Origin of the sequence: uncultured Fibrobacter sp., assembly GCF_947305105.1 — a bacterium.
GTDB lineage: Bacteria > Fibrobacterota > Fibrobacteria > Fibrobacterales > Fibrobacteraceae > Fibrobacter.
The window spans coordinates 1-20208 of the sequence record NZ_CAMZCS010000030.1 but is presented as its reverse complement, the minus strand read 5'-3'; the positions used below and the strand labels follow the sequence as shown (position 1 = coordinate 20208).

Annotated in this window: 15 protein-coding genes; 11 read left to right on the top strand and 4 right to left on the bottom strand. The window is 52.1% G+C overall.

Annotation, left to right across the window (positions count from 1 at the left end; all coding sequences use genetic code 11):
- Window positions 1-8: 8 nt before the first annotated feature.
- The 9 genes from Q0Y46_RS11905 (at window position 9) to Q0Y46_RS11865 (ending at window position 9240) form a co-directional block, all read left to right on the top strand.
- Complete coding sequence (locus Q0Y46_RS11905; protein ID WP_297947608.1) at window positions 9-926, top strand: asparaginase; 918 nt, start codon at window positions 9-11, stop codon at window positions 924-926.
- Window positions 923-1360, top strand: a complete 438-nt coding sequence (dtd, locus tag Q0Y46_RS11900) for a D-aminoacyl-tRNA deacylase (RefSeq protein WP_295682379.1) — start codon at window positions 923-925, stop codon at window positions 1358-1360. Before Q0Y46_RS11905 ends, dtd begins: the two co-directional genes overlap by 4 nt.
- A gap of 64 nt (window positions 1361-1424) precedes the next feature.
- Window positions 1425-2678 carry a CAP domain-containing protein gene (locus tag Q0Y46_RS11895; protein WP_295682376.1) on the top strand — a complete coding sequence of 418 codons (1254 nt, stop codon included), beginning with the start codon at window positions 1425-1427 and terminating at the stop codon, window positions 2676-2678.
- 3 nt (window positions 2679-2681) lie between these two features.
- Window positions 2682-3521, top strand: a complete 840-nt coding sequence (locus Q0Y46_RS11890) for a hypothetical protein (RefSeq protein ID WP_297947607.1) — start codon at window positions 2682-2684, stop codon at window positions 3519-3521.
- Window positions 3522-3647: 126 nt separating this feature from the next.
- Window positions 3648-4502 carry an archaetidylserine decarboxylase gene (gene asd / locus Q0Y46_RS11885; protein WP_295682372.1) on the top strand — a complete coding sequence of 285 codons (855 nt, stop codon included), beginning with the start codon at window positions 3648-3650 and terminating at the stop codon, window positions 4500-4502.
- A gap of 16 nt (window positions 4503-4518) precedes the next feature.
- Window positions 4519-5352 carry a hypothetical protein gene (locus Q0Y46_RS11880; RefSeq protein WP_297947606.1) on the top strand — a complete coding sequence of 278 codons (834 nt, stop codon included), beginning with the start codon at window positions 4519-4521 and terminating at the stop codon, window positions 5350-5352.
- Window positions 5349-6182, top strand: coding sequence for a hypothetical protein (locus Q0Y46_RS11875; RefSeq protein ID WP_295682368.1), 834 nt, complete (start codon window positions 5349-5351; stop codon window positions 6180-6182). Before Q0Y46_RS11880 ends, Q0Y46_RS11875 begins: the two co-directional genes overlap by 4 nt.
- 218 nt (window positions 6183-6400) lie before the next feature.
- The gene (locus Q0Y46_RS11870; protein WP_295682365.1) at window positions 6401-6739 is read left to right on the top strand and encodes a spore germination protein GerW family protein; all 339 of its coding nucleotides are present in this window, start codon (window positions 6401-6403) and stop codon (window positions 6737-6739) included.
- Window positions 6740-6816: 77 nt separating this feature from the next.
- Window positions 6817-9240, top strand: a complete 2424-nt coding sequence (locus Q0Y46_RS11865) for a GLUG motif-containing protein (RefSeq protein ID WP_297947605.1) — start codon at window positions 6817-6819, stop codon at window positions 9238-9240.
- Window positions 9241-9326: 86 nt separating this feature from the next.
- Here Q0Y46_RS11865 and serC read toward each other — a convergent pair whose 3' ends face one another.
- Window positions 9327-10433 carry a 3-phosphoserine/phosphohydroxythreonine transaminase gene (serC, locus tag Q0Y46_RS11860; RefSeq protein WP_290960280.1) on the bottom strand — a complete coding sequence of 369 codons (1107 nt, stop codon included), beginning with the start codon at window positions 10431-10433 and terminating at the stop codon, window positions 9327-9329.
- A 206-nt stretch (window positions 10434-10639) separates the two neighbouring features.
- On the opposite strand from serC, the gene Q0Y46_RS11855 reads away from it, so the two are divergent.
- A complete protein-coding gene (locus tag Q0Y46_RS11855; protein ID WP_297947604.1) occupies window positions 10640-15643 on the top strand; it encodes a cellulase family glycosylhydrolase in 5004 nt (1667 codons plus the stop codon).
- Between the two features lie 247 nt (window positions 15644-15890).
- Here Q0Y46_RS11855 and Q0Y46_RS11850 read toward each other — a convergent pair whose 3' ends face one another.
- The 3 genes from Q0Y46_RS11850 to Q0Y46_RS11840 all read right to left on the bottom strand — a co-directional run bounded on the left by Q0Y46_RS11850 (window position 15891) and on the right by Q0Y46_RS11840 (window position 19459).
- Window positions 15891-16415 carry a hypothetical protein gene (locus Q0Y46_RS11850; protein ID WP_290960282.1) on the bottom strand — a complete coding sequence of 175 codons (525 nt, stop codon included), beginning with the start codon at window positions 16413-16415 and terminating at the stop codon, window positions 15891-15893.
- Window positions 16416-16593: 178 nt separating this feature from the next.
- Window positions 16594-17277 (bottom strand): hypothetical protein, encoded by a 684-nt coding sequence (locus tag Q0Y46_RS11845; RefSeq protein ID WP_295682355.1) that lies wholly within the window; start codon window positions 17275-17277, stop codon window positions 16594-16596.
- Between the two features lie 184 nt (window positions 17278-17461).
- Window positions 17462-19459, bottom strand: coding sequence for a carbohydrate-binding domain-containing protein (locus Q0Y46_RS11840; RefSeq protein WP_297947603.1), 1998 nt, complete (start codon window positions 19457-19459; stop codon window positions 17462-17464).
- Between the two features lie 252 nt (window positions 19460-19711).
- Here Q0Y46_RS11840 and Q0Y46_RS11835 point away from each other — a divergent pair.
- On the top strand, window positions 19712-20208 hold a 497-nt coding region (locus Q0Y46_RS11835; RefSeq protein WP_297947602.1), incomplete at its 3' end, for a class I tRNA ligase family protein.

The window sequence follows — 20208 nt, the reverse complement described above, 5'->3', positions numbered from 1 at the left end:
CCGTGCCCATGAAAAAAGTTGTAGTCCTTGCTACAGGAGGAACGATCGCCGGTACCGGGAAACCTGGTGAGGATGTGGGTTACCATTCAGGCTCCATCACAGGTGAGGAACTGGTGAAATCGGTTCCGGGATTGTCCGGCATTGCCGATGTAGAAGTGGAGCAGGTGTGCAACATCAACTCCGACGATGTGAACTCGGAGATATGGATTGCCCTTGCAAACCGCATCCGGGCGGTTTGTAAACGCGGGGATGTCGACGGCATCGTTGTCACGCACGGGACCGATACGATGGAAGAGACTGCATTTTTCCTGGACCTCGTGCTGGATGTAGAAAAGCCTGTGGTGCTGACGGGGGCCATGCGGCCGGCGACCTCCTTTGCTCCCGACGGCCCGGCGAACCTGTGTTATGCCGTTGGCATCGCCGCGGGCTGTAACGGCGCCGCTTGCCGAGGCGTGCGCGTTGCCTTTGCGGGGAAGATGTTCGATGCGCTTCGTGTCCAGAAGGTCCACGCGAATGATCTGGATGCGTTCGACGCCATCGGCTCGGCATGCGGGAGTGCGTTGCCCAAATTCTCCATTGAAGGCCTTTCTGATTTGCCCAAAGTCGCCGTGCTGTATTTCCATGCCGACGCGGATTCGGCTTTGCTCGAATTCGCGGCGCAGCGTTCCGCCGGGATTGTCATCGCGGGCGCGGGAGCGGGGGAATTCAGCAAGGAATGGATGGATGTTCTTGCCCGCGTGAACGAGCCCGTTGTCGTTACTTCGAGAATCGGGCGTGGAACGGTTTTGCCCGAAGGGTTGCTTGTGCCCGGTACGATTCCGGCATATTCGCTCCCTCCGCAGAAAGCCGCAGTCCTCTTGCGTCTTGCGTTGACGGAGACACAGGATGCACAAAAAATCAAGAAGTATTTTGAGGAATTTGTATGAAATTTTTAATCCAGCGGGTTACGCAGGCTGATGTGAAAATTGATGGCGAGGTCGTCGGGAAAATCGATGGTCGTGGCTTTTTGGTCCTTGTCGGTGTGGCCGAGACGGACACCCGCGAAATTGCTGACCGGTTTATTCGCAAGATGCTTTCTCTACGCATTTTTGCTGACGAAAATGGGAAGACGAACCTCTCCATTAAAGATGTCGGTGGCTCTCTGCTGATAGTCTCGCAGTTCACGCTGTACGCCGATTGCCACAAGGGCAACCGCCCCACGTTCAACGGTGCAGGAAACCCGGAACTGGCAAACGAATTGTATGAATATGTTGTGGAACAATGCCGCAAGGAAGTCGGCATCGTGGAAACGGGACGCTTTGGTGCCGACATGCAAGTGAGCCTCGTCAACGATGGCCCGTTTACAATCATGCTGGAATAAGGGATGGGGTTTGCCTTTTTATTTGAAATAGTATATCTTTAATGGGAGTAATGAGGACTTTTCTATGAAAAAATGGATTTTTGCATTGGGCTGCGCAGCTTTGTTTGCCGTTGCGTGTTCGGATGATTCATCTTCTACCGTGAAGGCGTCGGATACAGTTGGAGTAGATGACAATCTTTCTCAACAGAATGAAAGTTCGTCTTCCAAAGCGGATTCGTCAGAATCGGACGAAGAGTCATCTGTTAAAATCAAAAAAACCGAGACTAACGATGATGAAGAGACGGACTCTGATGTTACGGAAAGTTCGGAATCGAAATCTTCTAGCAAACAGAAGAAGAGCAGTTCATCGTCTAAGCGTTCTACCCGATCCAGTTCATCTTCTGCAAAACCAGCTGTCTCGGTTGTAGAAACTCCTACGTCTGATTCTCCGATTGTTATTGATGCGTTGCAGTATTTGGCCAATGAAGATAAAACCGAATTTGTTATTAGAGGAGGGGCGTCCATTGATTTGTCGGATTCGACGATTGAGCGGACTGATGCCGATATCTTCTTTACCGATATGAAACTGGTGATGGCGAAAGTGAATAAAGAGGGGACGAGTACTTTATACAAAAAAATTCAGGTGACTCACGATGAATTTCCGGACAGTTCGACAAGCATTAACTTGTCTCAGTTGAAGACCAAAGTTTATTTTGATGAAACGAATGTGTGCGGAAAGTTCCGTCTTTTTGTCACGTTCTATGCTTCGGACGAAGCCGATAACCCGAAAAAGTATATTTCGGTAGATTCCCTTGATGTTGCACGCGAAATGAAATATTGCCCGGATGGCAACGAAGTTTCGAGCAGTTCCGGTGGGACGGGTTCCTCTAGTTCCTCGTCGGAACCATTGAGTGATTGGCGACAGACGTGCCTTGATGTTATTAACGAATATCGTGCGACAGAGAGCCTTTCCGCGCTTTCGCTTGCTACTGAAACAAGGCAAAACTGTACCGACAAACAGGCGGCTGACGACCTTGCTTCTGGCGAGGCTCACGGACATTTTGGTGATTGTGGGGAAGGCGCGCAGAATACAGGACCTGATATAGTTATGAGTGGTAACAAGTCATACGATGACTATGCTAAGAAGTATTTGAAGATGATGTGGGAAGATGAAAAAGCTCTTGTCACATCGGGCCAGCGTGACCCGGACAATAAAGAGGATTATCCGTATATCGGGCATTACCTGAACATGAAGGGAAAATATAAGACAGTCTCTTGTGGGTTTGCTGTATCGGATGATGGCAAGAAGGGTTGGCTGAATATTGACTTCTTCCCTTAAGTTATGATGAAAATTCGGTCTCTTTTCGTGATGGCTCTTTTGGGGGCGCTTGTGGGCTGTGCCGGTTCGGTCGGCCCCGGTCCCGGTGCGGGCGATAATTCCGGAATGATGGACGGCCCGTGCAACGAGTGCGGCACGCAGGGAGATATCAAACTCAAGATTTCGAAAGAAGTGTCTTACCGTGAATGGAACCCCGCTGCCTATGGGCGCCTTGATTCCAATGCGGTGGTGGGTGTTTTCCAGACGCTCAAGGTGACTGCCAAGCGCCCCGAGAAATGCAAGATGTGCCATAGCTTCAGCGCCGATGCACTTGATTTTGACTTGGCGCATATTGAAGATTCCTTGTTTGCGAAGGCATTCCCCAAGATGAAGCGAGAACTGATGCTGCCCGGAATGCGCCTCCCCGAAGAGGATTCGCTGTACATCGATACGTTGTCCAGGCATATTCTCGCATCGAAAATTGCCGACGGAAAAAATTTGGCGAGTTTTGAACCATGGGAAGGCCGTGACGGTATTGAACAGACCTTCGTCCGCGAGATTCCTCCGCAGTTCAAAGATTTTATGAACAACATTGCGTCTCGCTACGGAATCCGTTATGCGTCAATCCCGATTGTGCTGGAAGTCGAGATGGACCCCAAGCTGGGCAAGAGTGGTGGATACACGTGGAAAATTGTCTGGTCGCTGTGGGACATGCGTTATGGCGAGCTGGTGTTCTTGACGTATTCCTCTTTTGTCGCAGAGACGACTAGCCGTGTCGCCCCCGAGAAGGAATGGTCGGTGCCTTTTGCCCCTCGCCTGTGGAAGATGTTCAGCACAGACCTGAGCAAACTGGAAAATCACTAATTGAGCGATGAGGTTCGAGGCTCCAGGCTCGAGGAGTTAGCCCTAATCACTAACCACTAACCACTGACCACTGACCACTAACCTCTAGCCTCTAGATCCTAGCCCCTATTTTCTATCTTTACCTTCATGAATACCCCCTTCTATGTTTTTATGAAACTCTTGCCGAAGAATGCGGCCAGCCGCGCCTTCGGTGCATTCACTCGGCTCAATATTCCTCCGTTTACCCGCTGGGCCCGTTCGGCATTTGCCCGTTACTACAAGTTGAATATGGCCGAGTCGGAATACCCGCTGAGCCATTACAAGAACATCGGGGAACTGTTTATCCGCAGGCTCAAACCCGGTGCGCGCATTATCGACAATGCCGAAGTCGTGAGCCCGGTCGATGGTGTGCTTTCGCAGACGGGAACCTTTGATGACGGAAAGCAAACGCTTATCCAGACGAAGGGGAAGTTCTACGAACTCAAGGATTTGCTCCGCGACGACGAAATGGCGGCGCGTTTTGAAGAGGGTGCTTTTGCAACGATTTATCTGGCACCATTCAACTACCACCGCATCCATAGCCCGGTCAAGGGTGACTTGGTCGATGCCAGCTATTGCCCTGGGACGCTTTGGCCGGTGAATGCGGGTAGCGTCGAACGCGTGGAAGGCTTGTTCTGCATCAACGAACGCCTGACGAGCCATATCCGCTTGCAGGACGGTTCTGAAATTTTGGTCGTGAAGGTCGGTGCAACGAACGTGGGCCGCATCGGTGTCGTGTATTCCGACGACCTGCTTGTGAATGCTGGAAAATTGGACCGCAGCAAGAAGCGCCTGGACTGGCAGCCGGCCAGTAACTTCCATTTTGAAAAAGGCGATGAACTGGGCCGCTTCGAGATGGGTAGTACGGTTATCCTTATCGTCGACAAAAAAATTCGCGAACGCCATCCGAACCTGTTCAAGAGCCGTCTAGGCAAGGCTGTCAAGGTCGGCGAAGCGCTTTAATGTTTGGCGGTAGGGGATGAAGCTTGTAGAAAACTTTGTGCGCGATGAGCCGGCGGTTTTCGAAGCGACACGGAAGTTTGTTTCTATGTTCGCCTCTGTGCCCGATCCGGTGGTGCATGTGGCGCAACGGGCAAAAACCCCTACAGCGAAAATTGCCTGGACCATCCTTGGGACCACCTTGTTCCAAAGCCGGAGCTATACTGAAATCTCATCGTTGCTGAATGCTTTGTTTGATGCTTTTCCCGATGAAAAACTCTGGACACTCCCTGTGCCGACGGCGGGAAAAATCGAAGGCATCGCAGAGCGTGTCTTTGGTTGTTGCCACTGGACTCTGTTTAAAAACTTGGCGGGCATTTTTTGGAGCGTGGGACTTTTTGTGCGTCATCATGGTTGCGATCTTGTCGCATGGCTCGCGAGCCGCAATCCCGAAGAAATTTGGCGCGATTTGGGCGAGGTCTATTTCATGGGCAAGGGGAATCCGCGCCCGAAGGCCTGTGCTGCCTTTTACCGCATGGTTGCTCCCGAACCGCTGGGGCTTGGCATGCCGTGTGTTTCTTCGAAAAAAATGCCTCCGCTGCCGCTTACCATGGGTGCTCGCCGCTACCTGGCATTCCTCGGCCCTGCCAAGGATTCTGATTTCGCAGAAATGGAGCCGAAACGGAAGCAAGAACTCGCGAACGCACTGTTCTGTACGCTCAACCCGAACGGCCCTTACGAAGCAGCCCATGCGTTGCAGTTCTACCTGGAACAAGGGGGCGAGGATTTTATCTGCCGCGAATGGACGCATTCCTGTGTGAATTGCCCGCTGTTTGAATTTTGTGGCTATGCCGACAATGGAAACCGAAAATGAAGTTCGTCTGTAATTGCTTGTTGTTGTTTGTTGCCATTGGACTTGTCGGCTGCCTTCCATCCAAGCCGCCCAAACCGGTGGACTATTCAAAAATCCTGTACAAGAATGTTGCTCCGTTTGCTCATGACGTGACTTCATCTGTCGCTACGTACAACATTCCGGCACTCAAGCGCGTGATTGATTTGAGCTACCGTGTTTCTCCTGGGGATACGCTGAACGTACACATTCTGGAATTCCGGAGCGACGTGTATGCCATGGACCACTACATGAACAGCGGCAAGTTCCAGGGAATCACGCCTATCCTCAGGGGCGAACACTTGGAGCAGAGCATCCGTGCCGATTGCCACATATTCATCTTTAGCCACGACAGTTTCCGCCAGTACGAGCGTAGCGACCTTGAAACCTTTGTCCGGCACTTTCCGGGGTATCGGGGCGGTTTCCCGCAGGAATTCCTGAGCCTCCCGTTTGAATTCCGCGAGGCGGGCCGCACATCGATACAGACGAAATATTTCATGGGGGTCAAGGCCTATTTCCCGGTGCTTGTGCAGAGCTACAGGAATGCCGACCTCCGTTGGAGTGTCGCCCGTAGTTGGGAACAGGTGGAAGAGCAGGACTTTGATTCTTGGGCTCTTTTGCTGAACCGGGTCGAGCCTGTCGGGATTGAGCCGGAGAGCGATATCGTGTACTTCGATGCCGGGAACAACGGAAACGGCATGGCCCAGCAAATGGCGGGCGGCCGTGTGGCCGTGGTCTGGGGCTACCTCTCGTGGGCTGATTTGGCCAAAAAGTTCAAAACAGCCAGCGACCGCATCTACGAAGCGAGGTATTGATCGAGGCGTGAGAATAGAGACTAGAGATTAGGAGCTAGAGGCTAGTGAAAAGAATCACGCACTTCGTGCGTCAATATAAGACGGCGAAGCCGTGATATTTCTCCCTAGCCTCTAGATTCTAGTCTCTAATCACTTCCTACTGTCTACTTCCTACTATTCTCCCCCTTTTTTTCTCTCGTCTCTCGTCTTTCGTCTCTCGTCTATACTATATTAACAGCATGGCTATTGAAAAACTTGCAGAAACTCTTTTGGAAAAGCTCCGTTTCATTACTCAGGCGGAGACGGTTATCGGAAAACCCATCCAGGCGGGTGAATCGACGATTGTTCCCGTGAGCCGTGTCTCGGTCGGCTTCGGTTTCGGCGGTCACCAGTCCAAGGGAGACACATCTGCCTCCGGCGGTGGCGCTTCTGTGGAACCGGTGGCGTTCCTTGTCATCAGGGGCGACGATGTGCGCATCATGCCTATCAGCAAGGACAGTTCGCTTGTCGGGAAGGTCATGGATATTGTCCCCGACGTGGTGAACAAGTTCAGCGGCAAGAAAAAAGACGCTGAATAAAAGCATTTTTGCAAAAAAAATATCGTGATTGCACGCGCATAGCCAAGCTGTGCATAAAATTTCGGGTAGGAGCTGTTATGATAAATCGAATTCCCTTTTGTTTCGGTTTGCTGTTTGCTGCGTTCTGCTTTGCGACAAACGGCAATATGGCTGGCGATGGAACTGCCGATAATCCTTGGCAGGTGGCCGATTACGAGGACCTGAAGGCTGTTGGCGTTGACAGCTATAGCATGAATGGTCACTATGTTTTGGTGGCCGATATTGATGCCTCGGCTTCGCGGGGCGAAAAAAGTGAAACCGATTCCACCCAAGGTTTCCAGCCGATAGGCATGGCATATTACGGAACGCCTCAATCCAGTTTTGGTGGTGTATTTGACGGTGCGAACCATACCATATCGCACCTCTATTCAATGTCGAAAGAAGGTCGTTCGACGGCCATGTTCTTGGGAATAGATTCTACGGGCGTTGTCAAGAACCTTAAAATGGAAGATTGTTTCTTTTCGGCTGAGGGGGTCTGGGCTGCGGCATCGGTGGCTGTGGGCAATTCTGGCCTGATTGAAAATATCAAGTTCGTGCGCGACACGGTCATTGGCACGTCCAACACGGGTGGTGTCGTGGGTGTTAATGAAGAGGGAACCATCCAGAATATTGACTTCAATGGCGTTGTCCGCGGTATTAACGATCGCATTTACATTGGTGGGGTGGTCGGCTCCAATTCCGGGGTGAATTCGGTTATTCGTAACGTAAAGCTGCATGCCGACATGGTGACTAATTATTACGGGCGGTACCTCGGCGCAATTGCCGGGATAAACGAGGGATTGATTGTTTCTGCAGAAGCTAAGGGAATCCTTGAACATGGAGTCCGTTTTCTTGGAGGGGTGACCGGAAGCAATTTGGGCACAATCGATTCGTGTATTTCGCATGTTTCCGTCGTTTCGCTGAACGAAAATGCTGGTGGCTTGGCTGGGTATAACAGCGGGACCATTAAAAATTCGAGTGTTGAGGCGGATTCCGTTATTTCCCATTTCGGAGTGGCTGGCTTTGTTTCGACAAACGATTCCACGGGTGTCATAGAAAACTGTTTTGCGAAAACAAAAGTCATGGCAGACAGTAGCGCCGGTTTCGTCGTGTACAATGCCGGTGTCATCAAAAATTCCCATGCGGAAGGTTCTGTAGCTGCCGATACGTCTTCGGAAGGGTCTGGATATAATGTTTCCGGATTTGTCGTGTACAATGTGGGATCTGTCCTGAATTCGTATTCGGAGTCAAAGGTGGGAGGACTCCTCAATGTGGGTGGATTTGTCGTGTACAATGTGGGGGCCATCTCGAATTCGTATTCGAAGTCGGATGTGGATGGGGTCTCCATAGTGGGTGGATTTGCGGGGCGGAATAGTGGGAAAATAGACAATTGCTATGCCACAGGCATTTTGAATAAAGGCAATCCAGGTGGAGGTGGTGAGTTCTTTGGCGGTTTTGTTGCCACAAACGATAGCAATGGAATCATTACGAACAGCTATGCTACGGGTGAAGTACGTGGACAAGTGCATTCGGGCGGTTTTGCTGCTGTTAATGAAGGGAAAATTCAAAACTGCTATGCCACGGGTGACGTTCATGCGTATGCTTGGTTTGGTGGTTTCGTCGCAAGAAATCAAGGCAGAATCCTTTATAGCTATGCGACAGGGAATCTAGGAAAACTTGAAACGTTCTCTAGAGCGCTTAATGCCGGCGGTTTTGTCGGGGTCAATGATGGCTATATTGAAAATGCTTATGCCACGGGGGATGTAATTAGCGAATACACGCCAGGCGGATTTGTTTCGAACAATGAAGGAATTATCAAGAACGTGTTTGCTACGGGGGATGTTTCTGGTAGAGTGGAACCAGGTGGCTTTGCTTCTATCAACGATCGGGACATCGAGAATGCCTTCTTTACGGGAAAGTCGTTTGTTATGGAAGGGATTGAAGAGCTAATTGTTCCGAGCTGTTTTGTTTCTCGCAATTCGGGTTCCGTAAAAAATGCCTTCTACAATGAGGATGATTGCGACTTCGGATCGGATTCCACCGTAAGCGGCGTTGCCGCTGCCGACATGAATAAGCCGAGCCTCTACAAGGACTGGACTGATTTTGATAAGAACTGGGTTTTGAACGATACCATGCCATTCCCGCTACTTGCATTTGCTGTTGGCAAATCCATCGACAGCATTGAAGTTGAGACTCCCACAAAAGTCGTCAAACCGAACCTAGTCGTGATTAAGGGGACCGATGGCCTAAAGCTGTATGGAACCCGCCAGAATCTGCGTGCTACGATAACACTATCCCGTTCAGGCCTAACACATATCAAGGTGTACAATTTGAAAGGCCGTCTGCAAAAGATTGTGCCGCTTGGCATAATGGGCGAAGGAACTCATCATGTGGAATTGAACGATACTGTTGAATCCCGCGGTGTCGTCGTGATGGTTCTGGAGCAGAACGGCCGGGCTTTGTCGAAGTCCTTGCTTCGCTAGGCGCAGACCGATAGGAAATACTTTGTGCAAAAAATGCTCCGCAGTAGCGGAGCATTTTCAATAGCGTTTGCTTGAGCAAGCGTCGATTAGCCGAGCACCTTCTTTTCGAAGTCACCGAGGCAGTCGACGAGAGCCTGCACGCCTTCGACCGGCATCGCGTTGTAGATGGAAGCGCGGAAGCCGCCGACGGAGCGGTGACCCTTGAGCTGCTGGAGCCCGCGTTCCTTCGCAAATTCGAGGAATTCCTTGGCGAGATCGTCAGCCTTGTCAGCGGCAACCACGTCCTTGTTGAACACGAACGGAACGTTCATGATGGAGCGGTCTTCCTTGGCAGCGGTACCGACGAACACCTTGGAGTTGTCGAGGGCGCTGTAGAGGAGGGCGGCCTTGGAGCGGTTCACCTTTTCGATAGCATCGACACCACCGAATTCCTTGAGCCACTTGAGCGTGCGGTTCATGACGTACACGGCGAATACCGGAGGCGTGTTGAACATGTTCTTCGCATCGATGTGGGTCTGGAAGTTGAGCATGGTCGGGATGGTGCGGTTCACCTTGCCGAGCAGGTCCTTGCGGATAATCGTCACGGTCACGCCAGCGCAGCTGATGTTCTTCTGGGCGCCGCCGTACACAACGCCGAAGTCAGAGACGTTGATCTTGCGGGCGAGGAAGTCGGAGCTCACGTCGGCCATGAGGAAGCCGGACTTCGGCTTCGGGAAGTTGTGCCATTCCGTACCATAGATGGTGTTGTTGGCAGTCACGTGGAGGTACGTGGCGTTGTCGCTGAGCTTGAGGTTCTTGTCGATGCGGCTGTAGGTTTCGGACTTGGTGTCGCAAGCGGCGAGAGCGTTACCGAAAAGCTTCGCTTCCTTGTAGGCCTTGTTTGCCCACACGCCGGTGAGGGCGTAGTCGGCCGTGGCGTCCTGGTCGAGGAAGTTCATCGGGAGCATGCAGAACAAAAGTGAGCAACCACCACCGAGGAACACGATATCGTAGTTTTCAGGAATGCCCATGAGGTCGCGGAGGAACTGTTCGGTTTCGGCAAACATGTTCTCGATCGGCTTTGAACGGTGACTCATGGAGAGGATACTGATGCCGCTGTTTGCGTAATCGATGCAGGCAGCCGAAGCTTCCTTGAGTGCCGGTTCCGGCAGGACAGACGGTCCTGCGCTAAAGTTATAGACTTTGTTTGCCATGATTTGTTCCTTTTTTAAGGTTGGGCCTTATTCAATTTTGCGTTGCCAAATCTAGAAAAATAATACCCAAGTGGCAATTTTCTTTGAAAAATCAGGGTCTAGGCAAAATACGCCAAAAAAATCGGTAAATAAATTTTTTCAAAAACAGCGGAGCGATTTTCCAATGTTGTAATTATTTTGTAATAAATAAATGGTATGGAGTTACTATGGCCAGACACACTTTTCCCCAAATCATCATGCTTGGCCTGTTGGCATTAGGCATGGGACTTGCTTCGGCGCAAACACAAAACATTACCCCCAAGCGTGTAGGGCCCGTGAGCCAGTACGGCCAGTTGCAGGCGGGTAAGGATAACGCTCAAAACGGTCGGATTTACGGCAGCTGCAGGCATTTCCGTTCTAGCGGAAACGAAGTCCAGGTGAAGGGCATGAGCCTTTTCTGGAGTTGTGCTGCAAATCAGCAGCGGTACTGGAAAAAGGATATCATTACGGGACTTGTGGAACGGCAGAATATCCAGCTGATTCGCGCTGCCATGGCGGTAGACGACATGGGCGAGTGGGCCGATGGTCACTATTTTACAAAGCCCGATTTCTACCAGGCCATGCTGGATGAGGCCGTAGAAGCGGCCATCGAAAATGACATTTACGTGATTATTGACTTCCATTCCCATGTGGCGGCGGACAGTGTCGAGAACGCGACGTCCTTTTTCAGGATTCAGGCGGAAAAATGGGGCAAATATGACAACGTGATTTTCGAGGTGTTCAACGAGCCGATTTGCACTTCGGGTTCCGTTGGCGACAATAGCGATTGTAGCGAATATGGCGGATTTATTGGCATGGCCGACATCAAGAACTATGCCGACCAGGTGGTTTCGGTGATCCGCGAGTATTCCGACAACCTGATTATCGTAGGGACGCCGATGTGGGACCAGTACCCGAATGCGGTGGTTGATTATCCGGTTGAGGACCCTCTAGAAAGAGACAACATTGCCTATGCGTTCCATTTTTATGCGGGGCGGGACGATGGCACGGCGGCTCATGAGTTTTCTTTGACCTCTAATGCGAATTTCGCAATGCAAAGGGGCCTGTCGGTTTTCGTGAGCGAATGGGGTACGGTCGGCTACAATGGTGGCGGTGTGCCGAGTACCACGTTGAATCCGCAGTGGCAAACTTGGATGAATTCCCGGAAAATTTCTTCGGCAAACTGGAATGTCGGGAAAAGCGACGATCCCAGCAGTGAATCCGGTTCTGAATACTTTGGATTCAATTTCGATCCCGACAACGCTCCTGATAATTGGACTTATTCCCGCAGTGGCCAGTGGGTCAACGCAAACGTCTTTAACGATTTGCCCGCCACTTACACGGCCTGCGACGACTATGTACCTGCTTCCAGTAGCAGCAGTGGCGGAATCAGTAGTTCCAGTGGTGGGTCTGGAATATACACGCTCATGCCGGTTTACGATTATGCCTACGCTGGTGGTGGGTGGACCGTTGCGAACCCGGAAGGTGAATGGGGGACAGAGGCAACCGTTTATGACCAAGAACTGGGCGATTATTTCTGGGGCTTGAAAAATGTGTCCACGGGAACGGAGGACGGTTATGCCGGTGTCGGCATGAACGTGTTCGATTTGAGCGGATGCCGGACTCTATCGTACAAGTATATCGGTATTGCACACAACCTGACTTTTGCCAATACCCCTGATGGTGCTGACGTGACAGCGGAATGGTCCATCTCCGGTAGTGACACATGGACGACTCACACGTTCAATATGGCATCGCTATCTGGAATCGATTTGGATAATGCTCTGGATATCAAGTGGCAGGTTTCTGGCGGTGAAAACGGAAACCTCTATATCAAGGATATTCAGTGTATAAAGGATGGTTATTACTCCAGCAGTTCCGGCGGTACGGAAAATTCCAGCAGTTCAGTGCAGCTCCCCGAACCGAACGCACCCACGACCAACACGGAACTGGTGGATGACTTCGAGGACGGCGACTACAATCCGCTGTGGGATGTCGGGCCCTACTGGGTAGAGACGGATGTTATCGGTGGCGGTGGCGCCTCGACGGCGGAACTGTCCATTGTGAAGGGAAACAATTCTTCCCATGCTTTGCAGATGACCTACTCCCTGGATGTGGGTGAGTACCCATGGGGCCCTCCCTATGCGACGATTTCCACCAACGACTTCATGGACTTGAACCTTTCGCAGTGTTCGGAAGTCCGCTACGATTACAAGGGCGCCGCCCACAGTTTCCGGGTGAAAGTTAGCGAGACAATGAACAACTTGCTCGACATGGGCTGGGGATTCCCCACTTTCGTGGTGGGCGATTCTAGCGCATCGTGGCAGACCGTGACAATCCCTGTTGCCAGCTTGAGACAGCAATGGACAGGCAGTAGCGGTAACTGGGTGGATATAGAAACGGTCCTCCCGTATGTTAACGGATTTGACTGGCGAATTGACGGTAAAGATGTGGACGATGTATCCAGTGGCACTCTTGCCATCGACAACATTCGTTGCATTGGCCTTGCCGAAACCCCGTACTACACTATAACATTCAAGAATGGCGATGAAGACTATGAAGTAAAGAGCTGGGCTGCAGGTTCCAATGTGCCCGACCCGGCCGGGGTGCCCGCCAAGGCGGCCGATGCCCAGTACACCTATGTTTTCGACTATTGGACATGGTACGAGAATGAATGGGGGTATCCGACAAGGCTCGTTGTCGGTGAAGCCACCTACGAGGCCGTTTATACGGAAATTACGAATGCCTATACCGTTACCTTCCTATTGGACGATGGCGAAACGGTTTATGGACAAGTGGAAGGTGTGGAATACGGCACTCCTGTTTTGAGTGTTGCGCCTCCAGATCCGGTCAAGGATGCCGATGCGCAGTTTACCTATAGGTTCGACAGCTGGGATCCCGCGATTACTGGCGAGACGGTCGTGACGGGTGACGTTTCCTACACGGCGAACTTTACGACGTCCACGAACTTGTATGCCATCGCTTTTGTCGACGATGACGATACTCCGTTAAAGGGTGCTGTGGAATATCCTTATGGCACTCCGGTTGACCAGATTGACGTTCCCGTCGTTGCCGATAAGGGCGGGCTGAAGTTTGCTGGCTGGGATCCGGGGCTTGCTCCGGTCACTAGGAGCGTGACTTACAAGGCGCTCTATACAGACAAGATTGTCATCACTTGGAAGGATGACGACGGTTCCGTGTTGCGCCTGGAATATGTTGATGATGGCGATATGCCGTACTATGGCGAAGATCCGGCAAAGGATCCTACGGCTGAATACACTTATACCTTCGACAAGTGGACTCCCGTGGTGGTTGCCGCTACGGAGAATGCGACCTATACGGCCTCGTATACAAGCGTGAAGAACAAGTACGACGTGACATTTGTGGCCGAGCATAACCCCGATGCGAATATCACGGTTTCCAAGGAGTACGGAGAAGCGGTCGCATCCTTCGCTCCGCAGGTCGATGGCGCCGTGACCGCCGAATACACCTATGTTTTTGATGGCTGGATGCCGGCCATTACGGACCAGACTGTCGTTACGGGCGGAGTCACTTACACGGCCAAGTACAAACAGAACAAGAATCAGTACACTGTGGCCTTCGTGAGCGATGACGGCTCCACGCCACTCTCCAGTGTCACCAGGGACTACGGCACTGAAATTGTCTCCATGTTCCCGTCGCCAGACCCGACAAAGGAACCGACAGATGCAAAGACCTACGAATTCGACCGGTGGGTGATAAAGGTTTCCGACACCGAGGATACGGAACTGGCTGAAGGTGCTGTTCTTGTTTCCGACATGAAGCTCAAGGCCGTATTCATGGAATTTGACCGCAAGTATGCAGTCACCTTTGTGAACTACGACAACTCTCCGCTCAAGTCGGCGACTCTTTATGTGTATAACACGCCCGTTTCTGGAATCGCGCTTCCGGATGATTCAATTCTCGTCAGGCCGGAAGATGACAATTACACCTACACCTTTGCGGGCTGGGAACCGGAGCTTTCTGCCGTGACCAAGGAGCAAGTCTATACGGCGAAATACACGCGCACCGCCAAGACGGACACGTACACCATTACCTGGATGCCCGACGAAGGCGAGACTCCGCTGGGGACGGAAACCTATGCCGAAGGTGAAATCCCGGTGTTTGACGGAACCCCGACCAAGGATCCTACGGCGGAATTCACCTACACCTTTGCGGGCTGGACTCCGGATATCGTCAAGGTGACTGGTGATGCCACGTATACGGCGGTGTTCACGTCCGTGAAGAATTCCTATACCGTTACCTTTGCGGGTGATTCGGGTGTGGTCGGCCTTCCTGAGCCACAAACGGCGGAATATGGCACGAATGTTTCGTCCCTGCTCCCGGCAACAAACCCGACAAAACCGTCTACGGCGCAGTTCTCCTACACGTTTGACAAGTGGGTGGTTGTGTCTGGCTCGACGACTTCTGGTTTGCCTGCAGATGCCGTACTGGGGGGCGACATGACGCTGAAAGCTGCGTTCCATGAGACAGTCCGGGCCTATACCATCACCTTCCTTGATTGGGATGGTTCTGAACTCGCGAAGGACAGCTATGACTACAATACCGCGGCGTCGGTCATTGTCCCGGAGAATCCGACTAGGAAAAATGACGCGCAGTACTCATACACCTTTGCGGGCTGGAGTCCTGCGGTTGTCGCCGTGACGGACAGCGCTACCTACAAGGCAACGTATACGTCTAAGGCTCTGCCGCAACCGGAAAGCAGTAGCAGCAGTAAGAAAGTTGAGCCTGCCGAAACGTCCAGCAGCAAGGTCGCGACGAGCAGCAGCAAGGCGCAGTCCAGCAGTAGCAAGGCTGTGTCGAGTTCCAGCAACAAGGCTGCCTCTTCCAGCAGCAAGAAGGCGGCGTCTTCGAGCAGCAAGAAGTCCGGCAAGTCCAGCTCGTCTTCGAAGGGCAAGTCCGACGTGTTGCCGACCGTGGCGCTTACGAACATGAGCGTCCTTTTCTCGGGCAACAATCTGGTTGTCACGGCACCGCGGTCCAGCTGGGTCAATGTCCAGGTATTCGACATGCTTGGAAACAGTCACGGAAATTTCCGTGCCAACGTTTCCGGGAGCCACGTGTTCTCCCTGCATTATCTGGAGCAAGGTCGCTATCTAATCCGCGTTAACAACGGGAGTTCTGTACAAAATCTCAATGTTTTGATAAGGTAAAACCGAAATAGCGAATAAATTAAATGATGTAAATAAAAGTTTTCGTACTAATGCAGGGAAAATTACATATTTTATTTGTGCGAAAAAAGTAAACTTTTGACGCAGAAGATTTTTTAAGAAACTCTCTCCTCCATCAATAGGCGCTCCGGTCTTCCTTCGACCGGGGCGTTTTTTTATGCACAAAAAAGAAACGGACGAAGAGTCCGTTTCTTGAAAGAGGTTGATAAAGCCGGAAGGCCGAAAGAGGTTACACTCCGAGTGCCTGGATGGCGGCCTTGTACTTCTTGAGCCTGAACTTGGTCTTGAGTTCGCGGCGTTCTTGGCGTTGGATGTACTTGTCTTCGAGGAGCACGTTCAGGATGGCGCTCTTCGCCTTTGCTGCCATGGGATTGTCCTTCAAGGTTTCCACAAAGCGGACGAAGTCCTTTTCGCGGGCATCGTAGGTGGAATCTTCGGCGGGTACGCCTTTTTCCATGAGCTTGCAACTGTATTCGTCAATCCAGCCCTGGTTCTTGTGGTAAGTCATTTTTTGGATAAGGTCGACCATGTCTGCCGGAACGCCCATCTTTACCATGTCTTCCGGAGTCTTCTTTGTGGCCGAAGTAATGGAATCCTGCAAAATGGCCAGGGTCTGCACTTCTTCGGATTCTCCCTTGTTCTTGAGGTAGTCTGCGACGTTCTGGAGAAAATCGATGTAGGGGCCTCCAGCCTTGTCTTTTTGACCCTTGTGAATTTCCTCCGCAATTTTGTAGGCTTCGTTGTAAGAAAGCATTTTTTTTCCTTGTGATTATAATTCTTTGGCACCATAGGTGCTTGCTACCAATATACATAAAAAAGGGGACAGAAAAAGCGGCTGGTAGCACTTAAACTGGAAAAAATATCTTTTTTCGGGATTTGCAAAAAAGGCCCCCTTTTAGGGGACCTCTTTTGTTAAAAATCGGGATTTGCCCTTATTTCGCGCAGCCGGTGCCGAGCGTGCCCTGGAGGACGGATACGCAGGACTCGCTCAGTTGCTGTGCTTCTGAGGTGCCTGCGGCGTATTCCATACATTCGCCCATGGCGCCCGGAACGTCGCAGGAAACCATGTCGCCACCAGCCGGAGCGGCAGCAGCTTCGGAGGAGGAGCTGGCATCGCCAGCCGGAGCGGCCTCAGAAGAGGAACTTGCATCGCCAGCCGGAGCAGCCTCGGAGGAGGAACTTGCATCGCCAGCCGGAGCGGCCTCGGAGGAGGAGCTTGCATCGCCAGCCGGAGCGGCCTCGGAGGAGGAGCTTGCATCGCCAGCCGGAGCGGCTTCGGAAGAGGAACTTGCATCGCCAGCCGGAGCAGCTTCGGAGGAGGAACTTGCCGGATTAGTGGCGGGGGCTCCGTCTGCAGAGCAGGCGGCCAAGGGCATGGTTTCGCTAACGGTTTGCCACTGGGCACCGTCACACTGCATATAGTCGTTGTGTTCTTCGATGAGAACTTTCTGGCACTTGATTTCTTCGTTGCACGGAAGCTTTACGACTTCCTGCAGAGTCTTGACGCTGGCAGGGATTTCGTTGGAGGCTGCGCCAGAAGAACTGTCGTCGCCACAACCGGCGAGAACAGCCATAGAAATGGCGGCAATGGGGAGGATATATTTTTTAGAGATCATACAATACTCCTATTAAAATTTGTTGTTTGCGCCAATAATATTTAATACAATGAATATTGTAAAGAATATTTTTGTTAATCTTCTACAATTCGTTGTTTGTTTTAACAACGAATCAAAAAAATCCCCCAAAAAAGCCCCTCCGATTCCTCGGAAGGGACCATGAGGGATAGTTCCTGAAAAAGCCTTACTTGTACATGTACACCTTGCCGTTAGGGAACTTGAGTTCCTGCATCCCGGCGGTATTCACCTGGCTAACGGATTTTACTTCGCCGCCGTAGAAGATGGTGCTGCCTTTGTATTCCGGCTTGAAGGCTGCCTTGTCGGAGCCGTACCAGTTGTCGCTCGTGAAGCTCACGGATGCGCAGTTCGGGGTGTCGGTCGAGTAGTCACCGAACGCGAGCAACACGCCACCGGTAATTTCGAAACCGGTATCGGTGTCGATGAGACCGCCGGCCATGTTGGAGGGGCATCCGTTGCCGCCGCCTTGCTGGCCACCCATGCCCGGGAAGCCCATACCCATGCCCATGCCGCCGCCCTGACTTTCATAGCTCTGGCCGGTGATTTCGAGAATGAGCACGCCGCCGGTCATCTTTGCAGAACCATTCGCGTCGAGTACGTCAATCATGTTGCCCTTCGAGGCGATGTAGTGGTAACCACCACTCACCACGATATGGCCACTCGATTCGCTGAACATGGAATATCCGCCCGCATTTTCCTTCGGGCCGCCGGCACCGTTCCAGCCGTCGTTGGTCGCGAAGGTTGCGGTGATGCCGCCCTCGGCGAAAATCTTGTAGGCTTCGATGCCTTCGTTGGCTGTAACGACGTTGATGGTAGAGCCCTTCATGTACAAAGCGGAGTCCGCATGGATACCGTCGTCCTTCGCGTTGACCGTCACTTCGCCGGCGTTCAGGTGAATCTGCCAGTGGGTGTGCAGGGCGTCGTCGCCAGTGGACTTAACATCGGACTTGCCGCCGTCCACGTAGATGTACTTTTCGGCGACAAGTCCCTTGCCCGTAGCCGTAACCTTGACCGTGGCTGCATCGGTGGAATCGCTGATGCGGATGTAGTTTGCCGCGTCGATGCCGTCGTCAGCAGCATTGATGGTGACGCTACCGCCCCTGATATCGACAATGCCCTTGCCTTCAACGATGTTCTTACAAGAACCGTCCTGGGCTTCTTCGCATTCGTCGCTCTCGAGGCCGTCGCCCTTCTTGGCCGTAAGGTTCAGCGTGCCACCCGAAATCTGGAGGCTGCCTTTGCCCTTGATGGCGTTCTCTTCGGCTTCGACCGTGATGTTGCCGTTCTTAATCTTGAGGTCGTTGCTGCACTGGATGCCGTTCTTGAACTTGCCCTTCACGGTAAGCGTGCCCGCACCCTTGATGTTGAGGTCGTCCCTCGCGTAAATCGCGGCCTTCGCGGTATCCGGGGTGCCATTGACTTTGGTAAACACGTGGTTCCCGTTGCCATCTTCCACTACGTTCGTGGTGCCCTTCACCAAGTGGAGCACCGTCTTGTCGGCGTTCGTCACGAGAATGGGGGAGTTGGAACTCTTGATGGTTGCGTTATGGAGGTAGATGCCGGTGTTGCCCTCGTTTTCGGTGGCCGGTGTGTTCACGATGACCTGGAAATCGGACGATTCGCCGGTCACGTAGTAAGCGCCTGGGCAAGTAATTGTTGCACTCTTTTCTTTAACTTCGACGCAACCGTTGTTGTTTTCAATGGTGGCGGAGGTTCCCGCAAGTTTCAGGAGAATCTGGGTGCCATCCAAGGTCCTTGCGTCTTCGTTATCGTTTTCATCGTCGCCAGAAGCTACGCTGCCCGGAACGGCGGTGCCGGAACTCGAGGAGCCATTCACAGGTGCTACACCACTAGAGCTGGAAGGACCATTGACCGGAATCTGAACGCCGGAACTTGACGTTCCGTTGTTCGGAACCTGGTTGGCCGGCTCCGTATTGCCAGAACTGGAAACACCGTTGTTTGGAATGTCGTTTCCGGAAACTGCGTTGCTAGAGTTGGAAGAGCCATTGTTGACAACTTCATTACCGATAACTTCACTACTGGAAGATTGTTGTGCAGGGATAATTGCCCCAGTGTCGGGTTGCACAGTTGAACTTTCGTCGGAACAAGCCATAACAATCAGGGCTGCAGATGCAGCCATTACTGGCAATTTCAAAAATTTCATAGGGAACTCCTCTTTCTATGTAATATAGATTCATAGATTTTAAACCCACAACGGGCCTCCGTTCCGGCGAAGTTTCCGTTGAAGCCAATACAACAGGTTTTTGAAAAAACTTTTTTAAGTGGCTTGATACATGACGGTTATCACGCTTTTTTCTTTCTTTGTGGCTTCATGATTTTGCCATTGCGTTCGCCTTTTGCTAAATTTGCTCCCGCTTGGTGCATTCCGCGCCAAATCAACTAACCGGAGGCTAAAATGGCTCTACAGTTCTACAACACCGCATCGCGCAAGAAAGAAGTATTCACTCTCCCCGAAGGCGTTCCCGCCGTGCGCATGTACTGTTGTGGCCCCACCGTGTACCATTTCGCTCACATCGGCAACCTCCGCACGTACATTTTTGAAGACTTCCTGGTCCGTACGCTCAAATACTACGGCTACAAGGTGAACCACATCGTGAACATCACCGACGTGGGCCACCTCACCAGCGACGCCGACTCCGGCGACGACAAGATGGAAAAGGGCGCCGCCCGCGAAGGCAAGTCCGTCTGGGACATCGCGAAGTTCTACACCGACGCCTTCATGGCTGACTGGCACCGCCTCAACATCCAGGAACCGACCCGCTGGACGCCTGCCACGCAGCACATCCAGGAACAGATCGACCTGGTGAAGACGCTCGAAGAAAAGGGTTACACCTACCGTACCAGCGACGGCATCTACTTCGATAGCCTCAAGTTCCCGCGCTATGCCGACTT

Excerpts from the sequence above, each read along its gene's own strand:
- Q0Y46_RS11905 (WP_297947608.1), top strand. The coding sequence starts at position 9 with ATGAAAAAAGTTGTAGTCCTTGCTACAGGAGGAACGATCGCCGGTACC.
- dtd (WP_295682379.1), top strand. The coding sequence starts at position 923 with ATGAAATTTTTAATCCAGCGGGTTACGCAGGCTGATGTGAAAATTGAT.
- Q0Y46_RS11895 (WP_295682376.1), top strand. The coding sequence starts at position 1,425 with ATGAAAAAATGGATTTTTGCATTGGGCTGCGCAGCTTTGTTTGCCGTT.
- Q0Y46_RS11890 (WP_297947607.1), top strand. The coding sequence starts at position 2,682 with ATGATGAAAATTCGGTCTCTTTTCGTGATGGCTCTTTTGGGGGCGCTT.
- asd (WP_295682372.1), top strand. The coding sequence starts at position 3,648 with ATGAATACCCCCTTCTATGTTTTTATGAAACTCTTGCCGAAGAATGCG.
- Q0Y46_RS11880 (WP_297947606.1), top strand. The coding sequence starts at position 4,519 with ATGAAGCTTGTAGAAAACTTTGTGCGCGATGAGCCGGCGGTTTTCGAA.
- Q0Y46_RS11875 (WP_295682368.1), top strand. The coding sequence starts at position 5,349 with ATGAAGTTCGTCTGTAATTGCTTGTTGTTGTTTGTTGCCATTGGACTT.
- Q0Y46_RS11870 (WP_295682365.1), top strand. The coding sequence starts at position 6,401 with ATGGCTATTGAAAAACTTGCAGAAACTCTTTTGGAAAAGCTCCGTTTC.
- Q0Y46_RS11865 (WP_297947605.1), top strand. The coding sequence starts at position 6,817 with ATGATAAATCGAATTCCCTTTTGTTTCGGTTTGCTGTTTGCTGCGTTC.
- serC (WP_290960280.1), bottom strand. The coding sequence starts at position 10,433 with ATGGCAAACAAAGTCTATAACTTTAGCGCAGGACCGTCTGTCCTGCCG.
- Q0Y46_RS11855 (WP_297947604.1), top strand. The coding sequence starts at position 10,640 with ATGGCCAGACACACTTTTCCCCAAATCATCATGCTTGGCCTGTTGGCA.
- Q0Y46_RS11850 (WP_290960282.1), bottom strand. The coding sequence starts at position 16,415 with ATGCTTTCTTACAACGAAGCCTACAAAATTGCGGAGGAAATTCACAAG.
- Q0Y46_RS11845 (WP_295682355.1), bottom strand. The coding sequence starts at position 17,277 with ATGATCTCTAAAAAATATATCCTCCCCATTGCCGCCATTTCTATGGCT.
- Q0Y46_RS11840 (WP_297947603.1), bottom strand. The coding sequence starts at position 19,459 with ATGAAATTTTTGAAATTGCCAGTAATGGCTGCATCTGCAGCCCTGATT.